Below are 15,284 nucleotides of genomic sequence, written 5' to 3'. Positions count from 1 at the left end.
GTCTACGCTCCGCTTCGGTCCGCGCTGAACCGACGTCCCCCGGACGTCGAGCGCCCCCCAGGGGGAAGGCGGTTATGATTATTCTAAGTGGTTGTCTTCCTTGAGGGTTCGGATGAAGCCCGGCGCTTTAAGCACCTTCGCGATGCTCATGGGGCCATCCTTAGGCATATTGTAATTCGTGCCGCCGGTAATGCTCTTACAAAATGAAAGGAGTCTTTCTGCCGCGCATTTTGCATTCCAGGTAGTCTCGATCGTTTTATAGGCATTTTTCTGAAGGGCACGTTTTTCTTCGGTTGATAGATTTATGAAATCTGTGAGTTTTTTCCTAAGTTCATTCTCATCGCAGTTATCAAAGGTAAGTCCGTTCACGCCGTCCTCTATGAGGTAGGGCACAGCTCCGGCTTCAGAGGATGCAATAACCGCGCAGGCGCTGTTCATCGCTTCATTTACCACTGCTCCCCAGCCCTCGAGATAATTGCTGCCAAAGATGAATACATGGCTTTTTTCCATGATATCACGCACTTTGTCGGGATTGACAGCTCCGTGCAGGGTGATATTTGTCAAAAGCTCTTTTTGCCGTATTTCTTTCGAAAGGGCTATGGCAAGCGGTCCGTCTCCGACCACATCTATATGGAAATCCAGTCCCTTTTCTCGCAGTATTTCTGCAGCTGTTATCGCAAATTCAGGATGCTTTAACTTGATAAGTCTTGATGCAAGGCAGATCCTAAGCTGATCGCCATCCTTATAAAGCATCTCGTCAAGCTCTTCATCCGTATATTGCCTGAGCGGAGGATAATATCCCCATTTATACATCTTCCCGGGATAAGCACCTATAAGGCTAAAGTCTCCCGAGACATACGCTCCTGCGCAGAGCATATATACCTGCGAATTCTTGTATTTTATATGCTCCTCGTATTTTGCTTTTAAACCTCTTGGGGAAATTGCCTTCCATCTTCCCTCGCGGTAGATTCTTTCACTGACGCGAATCACTGGTTTTCCGGAGTCGAGTCTTTCTTTTATAAGTCTCTCCGTAAGGCTCGCCTTGTCTTGACCGGTCCAACCAAGCATAAGTACATCGCAGTTTTTTATAAGCACTGCGCATGCGGCCTCATCCTCGTATATTCTGTGAACATAAGGGATGCTGTCCGTATCAGAATTCCACCCCAGGTTTCGTCGTCCCTCCTCCATGGGCTGTGTCTCTATGAAAGAGAAACCATCGCCTATGCGGGAGTACATCTCATCACAAAGGGGAATCTGGTGGTGGTTTATGAAGTTTGAGATAAAGGCTATTTTTATTCCAACCATACCCTACTCTATACTACTTATTTCTTTATATATCTCCACGAGCCGCTTGAAGTTGGCGGCGGGATCGTGGGTTATCATCGCGTGCTTGCGGGCGTTATCGCCGTACACAGCTGCAATAACAGGCTCTCGGAACATCTGCCTGATACATTTTGCCAGGTCTTCCGGATTTCCTGCTTCAAACAAAAGTCCGTCCACATTTTTCTCGAGCATATCCGGGATTCCGCCGGTATCGGCAGCAACCACGGGCACTCCGAGAAGCATGGCCTCTGCCATGGAATTGGGCGAGTTTTCCAGAATCGAAGGACAAATAAACAGGTTGCACTTAAGAAGCTGCTCCTTCATCTGCTCTGCAGAGAGCTTGCCCAGCATCACAACCTTACCACCGAGTCTGCCTCTTCTTATAAGTCTCTTTAAGTATTTACCATAGGCTGAAATTCTGATAGCCATGGGATACTTGCTCTTTCCCGAGGAATTCTTCTGCTCGTCGGGAATAGTAACTGTCTTCCTTCGTATCTTGCCGATGACACTGTTTCCCGCAACATATATCTTAGTATCAGGAAACTCCTTAAGTATCTCAGGAACCGCTTCCAACACAAAATGAAATCCCTTCAAGGGATAATCTCCCTGTGACAGAAAGATACTGTGCGGAACCGTATTTACAGCTCTCCAAGCATCCTTATAGAAAGTGGGACGCATCGTTTCATTCATCTTGTGATATTTTGCAGTGGGATTTATTTTCGAAGTTGTCTCTTTATCAAAACCGGTTCTCCCCGTGATATGTCCGGTGAGTTTAATGGCTTCTATCTCGTTTTCCGCGCGCTTTGCAAACTTCTCCTTTTGCTGCAAAAGCGAATCATTTTTGTATTTATCGCGGAAAGTCATATCATTGCAGACACTCTCGGGAAGGTTCGCCATATACACCTTTTCTATCTCACTGCAAAGCCCCTGTATCCCAAGAAGCGTCCTCTCAGGCTTGCCAAAAGCTCTGATCGCAGCAAGGCTGTGCGGGAACTCCGTCCCGAACACATGGATAAGATCAGGCTGAAAGCTCTCATATATCTCCTTAAACCTGTCCTCCAGCTTCTCATCATATATCTCAGGCGCATTAAGGTTTTCGGAAAAGCCATAAAAGCTCACATTTTCAATTTTCACAGCATCCCTGCCCATATCCTCTGCGGGAAATGCCACACCCAGTGTGATGTTGCAATTTTCCTTACCCATAAGGATCTTATCGTAGGCACCTGAGAGCCATCCCTCACGGTCCGACCAAGCAAGTCCTTTCGCCTTTGCAAAAGCAGGGAGCATGATGTTACACACCCATAAAACTTTCATATTTTCCTCATTTAATGCCTTTTAAGCTTATATACCAAACTCTTCACCTTGTTATAAGCTCCTGCCGTTTTCGGGTTTTCCGCAATTTTCGTCCTCAGCGGAGCCAGTGTCAGTTTTCTTATAAGATCAAATTTCTGTATCTGCTTCTTCGGAAGGTAGAGATGAATTATCTGCTGCCTCTCCGTCTCCGAAACCTTCCTGTTCTCTCTTGTCTCGGAAAAGCCGCCTCCCTCGTAATCTGCAATAAGCAGATTCATATAAATAGCCAGCGCCTTCTCAACATAAATGCAGCGAAGGAAATGCTCGTAGTCAGCCCTCACCTTCCAAACAGTATCGAAGGCATATCTGTACATAAGTCTCTCATCGTAGAAGCATGCCTGATGCGACGGAACATTTCTGTAGCAGGCAAAATCATTGATCTTTGGCACCGAAGAAACCCTCTGTGAGGTTTTCATCTCATATATATCACCGTAGTAAATTGAAGGAACAATTGTACCTGAATTCTTCTCATCAAGCTTTATCTTACTGTGAACCTTTTGAAGCACCTTGCTGTTTGAAAAAATATCGCCGCAATTAAGGAAATAGATAAAGCCCGGCTCTGTATCCTTCGCCTTATTTCCTGCTTCCTCCTTAACAGCACTGACCGCAATATTCATGGCATCGTAAATGCCGTGATCCTTCCCCTTTATAAAAAGAGCTCTTCCGCACTTTTCATCATCCGAAAGGAACTCCCTGGCCTTCTCATAAGATCCGTCAGTGGAGCCGCCATCCTTAATGACAATGGAGACGTCCTTGAAGGTCTGCATTTTTATGCTCTTAAGAGTCTTTAACAGGTCCTCGCCTGCATTATATGAAACTACAATTATCGTAAAAAATGATTTTTTCATATCAACCAAATCCTCGCTCTGAAAGCGTTGCGGGCAGTTCATGGAAAAAGATAGTCTCATAGGGAAGAATTCTTACTCCATCATTTGCTGCCCCTCTCATATACATTATAAAATAAAGGACGCATCCAATTACCGTAAGAACCTTAAGTATCTGCCCCGCCTTATATCGTTTGTAATCAGGATCTGCCATAAGCATTTTTAGCAGCGCCGGCACGTATAATATCTGTGTCACCATAAAGTAATAGGTAATCCTCGAAACCGTGGGCAAAAAAGAACAGAATACATACAGCAGCAATGCACCTAGATTCGAATAAAAATAGAAGCTCATTTTCTTATCACTTACGATATTCTTCCCAAGCACAAATACAGCTAAAAACAGCACTGCCACGCATCTTGCTATACCTATAGCACTGGTTCCGCCGGATAAATATTCTGTTCCCTCGTAAGAAGGATACAGCTTCGTCGCCACCACCAGATATACATCCTTAAGAAAAATGCAGGAAAAGCAAAGTGCCGAAAGCACTATATACATCCATCTCTTCCACTTCATCGATGCCAGCGGATAAAGCACCAGCACTACTATCAGCGACTTGTGGAAAAGTGCCCCGCACAGAATCAGAATAATAAATCTCGGCCAGTCTCCGTTTAGACAAAAACGAATCGAATACAGCGCCACAGCCAGCGCCAGATAATATCTGACCGTACTTAAGGACTGGAAATAATATCCGAGCAACATAAACATGATAAAGCTCAGAAAAAAATCCTCAGACTGTCTGTACAGCGCAGAAAGGAAAAAGAAAACCGTCGCTGCGGCAAAAATTGCAAACACGGCCACATAGTTTTCAAATCCCGACAGCGTATAGACAAACTTCGTGAGGTAATTAAACCCGGGCTCCGTCGGAACGTAGGCATTACTGAAGGTCCTGTGCATGAATTCCACATAGTTACTGTAGTCATTTCCGACGTTCAGCCTTATTGCAGACACACCTGTTAAAAGCACAAATAGTGAGAAAAGTCCGATTACATTTCTCACTTGCTTTCTGCTGATTCCGCGATATATGTAATTATACTGACCGCTACCTATGACTGCAGGCCTTACATCTCCGCTTTTTATCAGAAATGCGATCGCCAGAGTCACAAGCGTAAGTGACATATAAACTATCATAACCGCTCCAGTCTTCCCTGTCTGATGCCCTTCTTCATAAGTCTGTAGCACTGCCATACAGATTTTTCCCTGCACATCTCATCTCTGTGCACAAGTAAAAAGCGAAGGCTCATAGCTCCCGCAAGCGCTCCGTATAAAAAGTGATAGAGCACTCCTCTGTCAAAGAAAAACTTATCATTAAATCCCGTAAACCAGGTTGATGGTCTGTCGGACTCCTCATGTCCGATTGAAACACCCGTCCTGTAAATCTTTAATCCCTTTTTCAGACAATCGTGAAGGAACAAAGAATCCTCACCGTTGCTGTACTTTGCTCCGCCTCCGAACAAAACGGAAAATTTTACATTAATCCCTTTAAGGGCAGCTGTTCTTGCCGCTATGGCGTAGGCAGGATATCTTCCGTAATTTTTCCAGGTAACCCTTGCAAAGTCTGTGTTGTGATAGGTCTGTCTCCCCTCCACCGCCTTTACATTAAACAAAAGCATATCCGCTTCGGGGTGAGAATCAAACTCGTTCTCCATGAGGGCTGTATAACCATCATCCAGAACAATATCCTCATCAATAAACTGCAAAAGCTCGTGATCCGCATTTTTGAGAGCAAGATTTCGTGAAAGCCCAACACCTCTCTCAGCCTTGTTAATCGTCTTTATCACATGAGATTTACCCAGTCTGTCGGTATAATCATTTTCCTCAGTAAGATCCCTGTCGCACTGATTCACAATTACCGCATCCGACTGAATATTCATTTTTGACGGAAGCTCTTCCGTATCCTGCTGCACGGCAGCCACAAGCAATTGTATTCTCGACATATCAAAGTCCCAGGTATCTGCTCAAAAACTTCATATCGGCATCAACAACAACAATACCGTATATTTTGCATCCGAGCTTATTTAGAAGTGAAATAAGATGCTCTGTCATAGCACCGTTATGTTCTCCCATTTTTACGGGAATAATTACACCGTCCACGTCTGACAGCTTTTCACGCGATTCGTTATCATTCCCGGGAAGAGGCATGGCATTTACAGAGGGCATCTCTCCCGCAAGTCCGTTTCCTATGACCTCGGTCAGCCTCTCTGCTGCTCGCTTTGCATTATCTATTCCATCTTTATCGTCCGCACTTATGAGTGCAATCTTATTATTCGCTTTAAACTTATCCTTAAATACCAGCAGCAGCTCATTTCTGAAAAACGAAGGCTCTTCCTGTCCCTTTGAACTTAGAACACCCAGAACCGGAAGGGAATATCTCCTCTCGGCGTCCTCGGGAACATATACGGTATCATCCATGGATCTTATGATCAAGAGCCCCAGAGTAGCGATAATAAAGCCGATCAGAGCACCGAGAATTACAGCCACTCCCATTCTGTCAGGAATCAGTTCCATTTTGGTTTCTGTTCTTCCGATTAGCTTAATCTGTGTAAAGGCGTCGTTCAGATCACCGTATTTTACAAGAGCCTCACCCGCTGCAGCAGCAATCGCTCCCGAAAGTTCCTTGTCAGGATTGGATACAGTAAGAATCATCACTCTCACATCTGAGGGGATATCTGCATTTAAGGAATCCTTAACAACCTGCCTTGAAACTCCCGGTACCTCATGATAGCCTGCCTTCTCTAGGTTCTCCATTGTCATATCCAGAATGTTATCTTCTGTTTTGATGGGAAGATCGGTATCCTCATCCTTTACCAGAATATTCCAGGTGTAGGCATTGTAGGCATCCACCTCGCTACCCTTGTTTTCATCGTAGGCAAAGTACAGATAAAGAGTTGACTCTGTCACATAGTTCCTTGCAGGTGCATATACCACATTTGCGAGAAAATATATGATTCCGGCTACAACCGCACCGATTACGGCAAAAAGTGGGAGTATCCAGATCTTACGAAGAAGAGTAAGGTAGAATGCTCGAAGGTTTAGTATTTCGTTGTCGTAGTTTTCTCGTTTTGCGGCCATGGTTCCCTCATCCGGCGATTTGCTTTCCCCTCATCCGGCGCTTCGCGCCACCTTCCCCCAAAGGGGGAAGGCTTTATAAGTGTTCTTCCCCCAAGGGGAAGGCAAGTTATTCCGGTTTCTTAAGTGCGGTTGTTTGTGTCTCCTCCACTCCCTCGGTTGCATCGGGAGTAAACAGTATCTTAAGAGTAAGCAGCATGAGCTTGAAATCAAGCCATACTGAGTAATTTTCTATGTAAGCGAGATCGAGCTTTAATTTATCATAAGGTGTCGTATTGTACTTGCCATACACCTGAGCGTAGCCCGCAAGTCCTGCCTTTACCTTCATTCTGAAGGCAAATTCCGGCATAGTCTCCATGTACTGCTCAATTATCTCAGGTCTCTCGGGACGCGGTCCTATGAAGGACATCTCGCCCTTTAAGATGTTGAAGAGCTGTGGAAGTTCATCAATTCTGCAGGCTCTGATAAATTTACCGATAGGAGTTATTCTTGAATCATTCTTGGTCGCAAGCCTTGCAACACCATCTTTTTCGGCATCGACTCTCATACTCCTGAACTTCATGATCTTGAATTCTTTTTGGTTTATTGTGCAGCGAATCTGTTTATACAGCACAGGGCCGTGATCATAAAGCTTTATAACTATAGCTGTTATCAGCATGATAGGCGATGTGAGGATTATCAGGATAAGCGAGCAGATGATATCCACCAGTCTCTTGATGGCACGCTGCTCTACCTTTAAGTAGTACTCTCTAAGAAGCAGTACAGGTGTATCGAACAGATGCATCTGTGTCGATCCCTTAACCAGCACATCAGTAATCTTAGGCATCATATAAACCCTTATAGAATTTGAGTACAAAAACTTAAGCAGTTTATTTCTGTCCTTGGTGGGAATATCCCAGATTACAACGGCATCATATCGCTCAAGGCACTCCCTTTCTATATTCATGAGGCCTTCGCTGATATTCATGCACTTTACAATATTATATTTATCCTGTCTGGAATTGAATTTTCGAAGGATATCATCCACAGGGTATTCACCGCTCACAAGAAGCATTTGCCTTGCCGGGAAAATAGCCCTGTATAACCAGTTGGTACAGACGGCCCACAAAAATGAAATCACCATCTGCACAATCAGTATTTCAAGCATCGGAAACGCCGGCACAAGCCAGTTTCTCATAAGTGATATCTGAAAATAAGAAATTACATTAACCATGAAAAGGGCAAAGATCTGAGACAGGAAAATATCCATGGATTTCAGATATCCTATCTTCAGGCCCCCGTAGGTATTCGAGAAAAACAGCATCAAAACGAAATAGATTGCAATCACAAGCACATGTCCGCGGAAATACAGCTTAAGACCGGCTCCCAGCTGATATCCGTCCGCGCTTATTCTAGGCGCAGATACCAGCGGGTAATAGGTTTTAATCCAGAAATAGCCATAGACAACAGTCTGCATCAAAAGCCCTATAAGCCCCAGGCATAATACAAATACTCTTTTTATAGATTCAATCTGTTTCATACAATTACCCTTACAGCCGGCGAACAGTCGCTCGAACAGCCCACCCGATAAAATAGTACAGGCTGGCGGCAATAGACAATCCGGCTATTTTTCTGTATAGACCCCAAATTCTTCTGATTGCTGTAAATTTATTTGATGAAAGTGATTTAGCAGGTCTTCTGTAGGTCGCAAGAACCTCATCCAGCCCATAAGCAACCGTTCCCCCTTTTAATATAGTCCACCAGGTTGCCGTATCCTCACTTTCAATCTGAGGCATAAATATTTTTTCCTTATGAAGCACATCCATATCTATCATCACGGTTGTAGTGAAAATAACCGTTCTCGAAAGCGCTTCCTTAAAAGTCAGTGTAGCGGGAGCATGAACAATTCTCCCAGTGGGATTCGCATTTTCATCCCCAAATTCATATGACGTAAAAACAAATGCCGCCTTCTTTTCCTTAAGAAATGAAAGCTCCTTCTCAAGCTTATCCGGTTTCCAGATATCATCTGCATCAAGAAACGCAAGATAACGTCCCGTTGCGGCACTTATTCCGGCATTTCTTGCGGAAGCCGCGCCTCCATTGGAAGCTTTTTTTATAAGCTTTATTCTGTCATCACCGACTGCTGCACTCTCTATGAGCGCCGCGCTATTGTCAGAGGAAGCATCATCTACCAGTATAAGTTCATAGTTCTCATAGGTCTGCTGCCCCACCATGGCAATTGTTTCCGAGATATAGCTTTCAGCATTATATACCGGCACCACAATACTTATGCGGTTTTCAAGGCTGCGGTCGTTTCCCATCAGAGTTCTTCCTTAATGATATAAATAGGTCTGTGCTTAACCTCAAGATAAGTCTTGCTCAGATACTGCCCGACTATTCCCAGGCAGAAAAGCTGAACTCCGCTTACCAGTGAAATAATGCACACAAGAGACGGCCAGCCGCTTGTCGGATCTCCGAAAGCTGCCTTTCTGATGATCGTCACAATTATCAGTATTATCGCAAGGAAACAGAACACTACTCCGAGAATCGATGCAAAAGCAAGCGGTACTGTCGAGAACGCAACTATGCCGTCAAGCGCATATAAAAACAGTTTCCAGAAAGACCACTTGGTCTCGCCCTTTTTTCTCTCGATATTTTCAAATTCAAGCCACTTTGTGGAAAAGCCTACCCATCCGAAAAGTCCCTTCGAGAAACGGTTGTACTCCTCCATGGAGAGAATAGCATCCACAAACTGCCTGGTCATCAATCTGTAATCTCTGGCTCCGTCCACGATCTCCGTCTTGGACATTCTGTTTATGAGACTGTAAAATCTTCTTGCAAAAAAGGATCTGATCGGCGGTTCACCTTTTCTGGTAACCCTTCTCGTAGCAACCGAATCGAAGCCCTCATTAACTATGTAGCCATACATCTCGGGCAGCATAGCCGGCGGATCCTGAAGATCACAGTCAAGCATCACGACATAATCTCCCTTGGATTTCTGAAGTCCCGCATATATTGCGGCTTCCTTTCCGAAGTTCCTCGAGAAATTAATCAGATGTACTCTTTCATCTGTCTCTCTAAGCTTTTTAACCTCTGCTACAGTATTGTCCTTAGAGCCGTCATTCACATAAATGATCTCCATCGAAACGTCATTATTCTTGAAGAAGCTCTCTGTCTTCATGAGTTCATCATAGAAATCCTTTACATTTTCCTCTTCATTGTAGCAGGGTACAATTATGCTTATAAGCTTCATTATTATCTCTCCGCCCTCATGGGGTTGTTCAAAAAGTCATCATATGCAAGTCTTATGCCGTCTTCAAGCTCTGTCTTGTAGGTCCAGCCGAGTGAAGCAGCCTTGGATACATCGAGAAGCTTTCTGGGAGTACCGTTGGGCTTTGTGGTATCCCACTCGATTTCTCCCTCGTAGCCCACAACTCTGGCAACCATCTCCGCCAGCTCTTTTATTGTGAGCTCCTTACCTGTTCCGGCATTTACAGTCTCGTTGCCACTGTAATTATTCATAAGGAATACGCAAAGGTTAGCAAGATCGTCAACATACAAAAATTCACGCAGAGGTGAACCGTCACCCCAGCATACAACCTTCTTTTCTCCGGCTTCCTTAGCCTCATGGAATCTTCTGATAAGTGCAGGAAGAACATGGGAATGAGTCGGATGATAGTTATCATTTGGTCCGTAAAGGTTTGTGGGCATTACCGAGATATAATCTGTTCCATACTGCCTGTTCAGGAACTCGCAGTATTTAAGTCCTGAAATCTTGGCAAGGGCATATGCCTCGTTTGTCTTTTCAAGCTCACTTGTAAGAAGACAGCTCTCCTTCATGGGCTGCGGTGCCATCCTGGGATATATACATGATGATCCGAGGAACTCCAGCTTCTTACAGCCATTTCTCCAGGCTGAATTTATAACATTCATCTCAAGGATCATATTGTCATACATGAAATCCGCAAGTGCACTCTGGTTAGCTTCGATTCCGCCAACCTTAGCAGCTGCAAGGAAAACGTACTCCGGCTTTTCCTTTTCAAAAAACTCCTCAACCGCATCCTGTCTTGTAAGATCAAGCTCTTTATGTGTACGGGTTATGATATTTGTATAACCCTGTTTCTCAAGTTCTCTTACAATTGCAGAGCCAACCATTCCGCGATGGCCCGCAACATAAATCTTCGCATTTTTTTCCATCATGTGTTTCTCCTAAAATTCAAACTACAACACTCTATTTTACTATAATATAGAGTTTTTTTCCATTTTAACGCCCTGCCGGTAAAAAGCCATCCGTAATATCGTTTCCCTCAAGTACAAAACCATCGGGAGCAGGTGTCGAAGGAAAGGCATCGTATCCTGTCCTGTCGCCTTCCAGAGGATAATAAATCACAGCATTTCCGATAACTTTCTGTCCTACTTCATACTTATTGTAATCCTGCTGCGAAAGAAGATACTGAGCTCTGAATCTTGGTACATCATCTTTTATCAGCATTCCGCATTTATAGAACATAAAAACCGCAAACAGTGCTATTACTGCTTTATAGATATATTTCTTCTGTGGCGGATTCACTCTGTTATCAAAAAGAATGACAAACCGTCCCGCAAGAATGGTAACCGGAAGCCACAGATAAACGCATCCGTATCTCACAAGAGGCGCGGTAAAGACAAAATATATCAGCGCAACATAAGAAATTCCTTCAATAAACAAAAAGTCCGAAAGCGCCACTGCTTTTCTCTGACTCAACATAAATATCTTCTGCACATTTCCGCCGACACCGTTTTTCTCCTTTTTTGCAGCTGTCATTTTCGAAATAGCATAATAAATGACGCATCCTATGAAAACCGGCAAGCATACCAGATCCATCACAAACATCATTTTGTTAAATAATGACAGAGCAGAAAACCATGCGGGAAACCACTGACCAAAAGGGGCATTATACATGGCCACATCGGTAAAGCCTCGCCCGTAAGCAGCAATCTCATGGGCATCGCTTATGGCGGTTTCAACCGGAACCTTCCAGGCGAAGTTAAACAAATCAACTCCCGTAAAAGGATAAACCAGCCATCCCGTCATAACAACATTCCTTACAAAATAGGGAAGTGCTATAAAAATGCAAAACAAAACGCATAATAAGATAGGCTTTAACCCTGCTTTCTTCTGCTTTTTAATAATCCTTACAATAGGGTAAATCGCAAGCAAGACAAGCGGTGCCGCCGACAGCTTGATGGTAGTCACCCAGACCGCACAGATTGCAAGCAGCGCATGCGGCAAAAAAGCTCTCTCATGCATAGCATACAGATCAAGCCAATGAATTACTATATAGAATACCATTGTCGCCATGAAATAATCCGACGCCGGTGAAACAATCTCATCAAAGATTGTGAAAAGGTAATAAATAGCAATTACCCTCACAAAATCAGATAATACGATGTGTCCTCTTCTTGCTATGCTCTTAAGATCTGCGCACTGCCACGCCAGAAGAAGTGCAAAATATCCTGCCATTGCATGCAGGGATTTCCCTAAGAAAGCACCACTGTACAGGGCTGATAATGCAAAGGACGCGCTGTTATAGCCAAGCCTTAAATGCAAGTTGCCAAGCCCCTTGACCATACCATACTCCTCAATCCATCTGATTGCCTGGGCATGATAAAGATCCGTATCATAATGCATAAGCCCATGGGAAGTTCCATAGGCCATCAAAAGAAAAATCAGCACATAAAGCCAGAAGCTTCCGGATTCTTTTATCTCCCGGATTCCTTCTGTCAGACTCTCTGCTATTTCCTCCCTGTACTGGGCAAATAAAATAAGACATATAAAGATCAGAAGGATATTGGCAGCGAGAGAAACCCTGCCTATGATGCTGAAAAATTCAGCAAGCAGGTTTACCATCAGAATTCCGGCTATAAGTATACTCTCCCTGTATTTATAGCTGTAGGAGAGCTTTTTTTGCCCCTTCGCAGTGGACATGCAACCGATTGATGATATCCCACGCAAAGTGGCAAAGCCGATTATATATGTAGTTATTAACACATAGAGCCAATTAAGTATTACCGCTAGCATCTAATGAGTTATCCTTATCAAAGAATATCCTTTAAATATCTCTCTATTGCTTCATGCCAGTCCGCAAACATGAAATCTGAAGTGAGTTTAAACATGTAGTTCTCAAGTATTGAATAGGCCGGTCTCGGTGCTGCCTGGGGATTTTTAGCGGAATATTCGGCACTTGTGACATGATTTACTTTTGTACTCTTGCCTGCAAGTCTGAAAATCTCCTCTGTAAAATCAGCCCAGTTTGTATCTCCTTCGCAGGTTCCGTGGAAAAGGCCGTAATTTTCTGTCTCAAGAAGGAAATGAATTGCTTTTGCAAGCTCATAGGTACTTGTAGGTGTACCGAGCTGATCGCATACAACACTTACTTCGTCAAGCTTCTCTGAAAGACCGAGCATTGTCTTTACAAAGTTTTTACCATCACCGTAAAGCCATGCTGTACGTATCGTAAAGTATCTTTTAGCAAACTTTTCAACAAACTGCTCACCAGCCAGCTTAGTTATACCATATTTGCTGACCGGTCCTGTCTTATCGAACTCTGTATAGGGTCTGTTTCCGTCTCCGGCAAATACATAGTCAGTTGAGATATGAACAAGCTTTGCATCTGTTTCGGTAGCTGCTATTGAAAGATTTCTGGGTCCGATTGCGTTGATCTTATAAGCAAGGTCCACATCGCTCTCCTGTGCATCTACCGCTGTATATGCAGCACAGTTGATTATCGCATAAGGCTTAACCTGTCTAGCAAGCTTTGTAACAGCATCAACATTTGTAATATCAAGAGGAGTTATACCATCTCCCTCAAAAACATCAGTATTAACAAGTTCATATTCACCTGTTTTGCCGAGCTCGAGATTAACTGCTCTTCCAAGCTGACCGTTACATCCTGTAACAATTATTTTTTTCATTACGATATCCTTCCTTCTCTAATATGAGTTTACGGACGACATAAATGCCGTCCGTCATATAATTCATATTATTCTCCGAGACCATTTTCTATAGCATTGACCAGGGCTTCCATAGCCTCCGTCTCATCAGGTCCCTCACATTTGAATTCAAGTTCATCGCCGCACTTTATACATGCGCCAAGTACACTTAGTACACTCTTGGCATTAGCCGAATTCTCGCCATACATAAATGTTATGTGTGATTTATAATTCATGGCGACCTTACATAAATTTCCTGCAGGGCGAAGATGCAGCCCTGTTGGATTTTTAATAATCACCTTTTTTGTTATCATACTAATTCCCCTATATTTTTAAGCCGTAGTTCCCCTTTTGAATTACAGCATTACATTCTGAATCAGCTCTGCGAGCTTCTTTGCCTCTTCCTCGATTACTTTCTGGTCCTTGCCCTCTATCATTACACGAACAAGGGGTTCTGTTCCGGATGGTCTGATAAGAACCCTGCCGTCGCCGGCAAACTTCTTATCAAGTTCCTCAATGGCTGTTGCAATCTCGGGATATTCCATATAATGATCTTTCTTATGAGTAGGCACTGTCGCATTGCAAAGAGCTTGCGGCATTACATCCATAATCTGTGCCAGCTCTGAAAGCTTCTTCCCGGTTTCCTTCATAACCTTCAGAAGATGAAGTGCTGAGAGAAGTCCGTCTCCTGTGGTGTTGTCATCAAGGAAGATGATGTGTCCAGACTGCTCTCCTCCAAAGTTTGCGCCAATCTCTTTCATGCGCTCAAGAACGTATCTGTCTCCTACCTTGGTCTTTTCAATCTTGATTCCTTCTCGCTCTCCCATCTTGAAGAATCCAAGATTACTCATAACGGTAGCAACAATTGTGTCCCCTTTAAGTTCACCCTTTTCCTTCATGTGCTTACCGATTATGGCCATAATCTCATCGCCGTTAACAAGCTTTCCATTCTCATCAACTGCCAGGAATCTGTCAGCGTCTCCGTCGAAGGCAAGTCCTATATCCGCCTTCTCGGTAACAACCCTTCCCATAAGCTCTTCCATATGGGTTGATCCGCAATTCGAATTAATATTTGTACCGTCCGGGCTTGTATGAATCGCGATAACCTGAGCGCCTGTCTGTCTGATGGTCTCTACGGATGTGTAGGAGCTTGCGCCCTCGGCGCAGTCCATTACAATCTTCATTCCATCGAGTCTTACATCAACACAGTTAAGGCTATGGTTGATATATTCCTCTCTGGCATCTGTACGGTTTTTAATCTTACCCACTCCTGCTCCGGTGGGCATTTTTACGCCCTCGAGGTTATTCCTGATAAGCTCCTCGATCTCATCCTCCATGGAATCCGGAAGTTTAAAACCGTTTCCGTCAAAGAACTTGATCCCGTTGAATTCCATAGGATTGTGGGATGCTGAAATTACAACACCTGCATCCACACGATACTTCTTTGTGAGGTAAGCAACTGCGGGTGTAGGTAAAATACCTACATTAACAACATTGGCGCCTACCGAGCATGCCCCTGCCATAAGTGCGGCAGCAAGCATATCTCCTGAAAGTCTTGTATCACAGCCAACCATAATTGTCGGTCTGTGTTTGTTTTCTTTTGAAAGCACATATGCTCCGGCTTGTCCAAGCTGCATCGCAAGGCTGGGTGTAAGCTCGTCATTGGCTACGCCTCTCACGCCGTCTGTTCCAAATAATCTTGCCAT

General features: G+C 44.0%; 14 protein-coding genes. All 14 read right to left on the bottom strand.

Features of this window, described 5'->3' with window-relative positions; all coding sequences use genetic code 11:
- Positions 1 to 78 precede the first annotated feature (78 nt).
- The 14 genes from BMW61_RS04690 to glmM all read right to left on the bottom strand — a co-directional run bounded on the left by BMW61_RS04690 (position 79) and on the right by glmM (position 15,284).
- On the bottom strand, positions 79 to 1,305 hold the full coding sequence (locus BMW61_RS04690) for a glycosyltransferase family 4 protein (RefSeq protein ID WP_242876620.1): 1,227 nt from the start codon (positions 1,303 to 1,305) through the stop codon (positions 79 to 81).
- Positions 1,306 to 1,308: 3 nt separating this feature from the next.
- Positions 1,309 to 2,637, bottom strand: coding sequence for a glycosyltransferase family 4 protein (locus BMW61_RS04685; protein WP_091820062.1), 1,329 nt, complete (start codon positions 2,635 to 2,637; stop codon positions 1,309 to 1,311).
- 11 nt (positions 2,638 to 2,648) lie between these two features.
- Positions 2,649 to 3,524 (bottom strand): glycosyltransferase, encoded by an 876-nt coding sequence (locus BMW61_RS04680; protein WP_170832694.1) that lies wholly within the window; start codon positions 3,522 to 3,524, stop codon positions 2,649 to 2,651.
- A 1-nt stretch (position 3,525) separates the two neighbouring features.
- Complete coding sequence (locus tag BMW61_RS04675) at positions 3,526 to 4,746, bottom strand: EpsG family protein (RefSeq protein ID WP_242876619.1); 1,221 nt, start codon at positions 4,744 to 4,746, stop codon at positions 3,526 to 3,528.
- Positions 4,686 to 5,495 carry a glycosyltransferase family A protein gene (locus tag BMW61_RS04670; protein WP_022760311.1) on the bottom strand — a complete coding sequence of 270 codons (810 nt, stop codon included), beginning with the start codon at positions 5,493 to 5,495 and terminating at the stop codon, positions 4,686 to 4,688. The genes BMW61_RS04675 and BMW61_RS04670 overlap by 61 nt, the downstream gene beginning before the upstream one ends.
- A 1-nt stretch (position 5,496) precedes the next feature.
- A complete protein-coding gene (locus BMW61_RS04665; protein ID WP_091820057.1) occupies positions 5,497 to 6,630 on the bottom strand; it encodes a YveK family protein in 1,134 nt (377 codons plus the stop codon).
- Between the two features lie 106 nt (positions 6,631 to 6,736).
- Positions 6,737 to 8,146: an exopolysaccharide biosynthesis polyprenyl glycosylphosphotransferase gene (locus tag BMW61_RS04660; protein WP_022760313.1), complete on the bottom strand. Its 1,410-nt coding sequence runs from the start codon at positions 8,144 to 8,146 to the stop codon at positions 6,737 to 6,739.
- A gap of 10 nt (positions 8,147 to 8,156) precedes the next feature.
- Positions 8,157 to 8,927: a glycosyltransferase family 2 protein gene (locus BMW61_RS04655; RefSeq protein WP_091820056.1), complete on the bottom strand. Its 771-nt coding sequence runs from the start codon at positions 8,925 to 8,927 to the stop codon at positions 8,157 to 8,159.
- Entirely contained in the window at positions 8,927 to 9,859 is a 933-nt protein-coding gene (locus BMW61_RS04650) for a glycosyltransferase family 2 protein (protein WP_091820054.1), read from the bottom strand. Before BMW61_RS04650 ends, BMW61_RS04655 begins: the two co-directional genes overlap by 1 nt.
- Before the next feature lie 2 nt (positions 9,860 to 9,861).
- Positions 9,862 to 10,803: a GDP-L-fucose synthase family protein gene (locus tag BMW61_RS04645; RefSeq protein ID WP_334292847.1), complete on the bottom strand. Its 942-nt coding sequence runs from the start codon at positions 10,801 to 10,803 to the stop codon at positions 9,862 to 9,864.
- Between the two features lie 67 nt (positions 10,804 to 10,870).
- Positions 10,871 to 12,667: an LIC_10190 family membrane protein gene (locus tag BMW61_RS04640; protein WP_091820051.1), complete on the bottom strand. Its 1,797-nt coding sequence runs from the start codon at positions 12,665 to 12,667 to the stop codon at positions 10,871 to 10,873.
- A 17-nt stretch (positions 12,668 to 12,684) separates the two neighbouring features.
- A complete protein-coding gene (gene rfbD / locus BMW61_RS04635) occupies positions 12,685 to 13,560 on the bottom strand; it encodes a dTDP-4-dehydrorhamnose reductase (protein WP_026498317.1) in 876 nt (291 codons plus the stop codon).
- 68 nt (positions 13,561 to 13,628) lie between these two features.
- On the bottom strand, positions 13,629 to 13,892 hold the full coding sequence (locus tag BMW61_RS04630; protein WP_022760319.1) for an HPr family phosphocarrier protein: 264 nt from the start codon (positions 13,890 to 13,892) through the stop codon (positions 13,629 to 13,631).
- 42 nt (positions 13,893 to 13,934) lie between these two features.
- Entirely contained in the window at positions 13,935 to 15,284 is a 1,350-nt protein-coding gene (gene glmM, locus BMW61_RS04625) for a phosphoglucosamine mutase (RefSeq protein WP_022760320.1), read from the bottom strand.

It is taken from the genome of Butyrivibrio sp. ob235 (genome assembly GCF_900109475.1).
Lineage (GTDB): Bacteria > Bacillota > Clostridia > Lachnospirales > Lachnospiraceae > Butyrivibrio.
The sequence above is the reverse complement of the archived record's forward strand: the minus strand, read 5'-3'. Positions and strand labels throughout refer to the sequence as shown.

What these genes read in the sequence shown, in the direction of transcription:
- BMW61_RS04660 (WP_022760313.1), bottom strand. Translation starts at nt 8,146, where the DNA reads ATGAAACAGATTGAATCTATAAAAAGAGTATTTGTATTATGCCTGGGG.
- BMW61_RS04670 (WP_022760311.1), bottom strand. Translation starts at nt 5,495, where the DNA reads ATGTCGAGAATACAATTGCTTGTGGCTGCCGTGCAGCAGGATACGGAA.
- BMW61_RS04630 (WP_022760319.1), bottom strand. Translation starts at nt 13,892, where the DNA reads ATGATAACAAAAAAGGTGATTATTAAAAATCCAACAGGGCTGCATCTT.
- BMW61_RS04645 (WP_334292847.1), bottom strand. Translation starts at nt 10,803, where the DNA reads ATGGAAAAAAATGCGAAGATTTATGTTGCGGGCCATCGCGGAATGGTT.
- BMW61_RS04655 (WP_091820056.1), bottom strand. Translation starts at nt 8,927, where the DNA reads ATGGGAAACGACCGCAGCCTTGAAAACCGCATAAGTATTGTGGTGCCG.
- BMW61_RS04650 (WP_091820054.1), bottom strand. Translation starts at nt 9,859, where the DNA reads ATGAAGCTTATAAGCATAATTGTACCCTGCTACAATGAAGAGGAAAAT.
- BMW61_RS04685 (WP_091820062.1), bottom strand. Translation starts at nt 2,637, where the DNA reads ATGAAAGTTTTATGGGTGTGTAACATCATGCTCCCTGCTTTTGCAAAG.
- rfbD (WP_026498317.1), bottom strand. Translation starts at nt 13,560, where the DNA reads ATGAAAAAAATAATTGTTACAGGATGTAACGGTCAGCTTGGAAGAGCA.
- glmM (WP_022760320.1), bottom strand. Translation starts at nt 15,284, where the DNA reads ATGGCAAGATTATTTGGAACAGACGGCGTGAGAGGCGTAGCCAATGAC.
- BMW61_RS04675 (WP_242876619.1), bottom strand. Translation starts at nt 4,746, where the DNA reads ATGGCAGTGCTACAGACTTATGAAGAAGGGCATCAGACAGGGAAGACT.
- BMW61_RS04680 (WP_170832694.1), bottom strand. Translation starts at nt 3,524, where the DNA reads ATGAAAAAATCATTTTTTACGATAATTGTAGTTTCATATAATGCAGGC.
- BMW61_RS04640 (WP_091820051.1), bottom strand. Translation starts at nt 12,667, where the DNA reads ATGCTAGCGGTAATACTTAATTGGCTCTATGTGTTAATAACTACATAT.
- BMW61_RS04665 (WP_091820057.1), bottom strand. Translation starts at nt 6,630, where the DNA reads ATGGCCGCAAAACGAGAAAACTACGACAACGAAATACTAAACCTTCGA.
- BMW61_RS04690 (WP_242876620.1), bottom strand. Translation starts at nt 1,305, where the DNA reads ATGGTTGGAATAAAAATAGCCTTTATCTCAAACTTCATAAACCACCAC.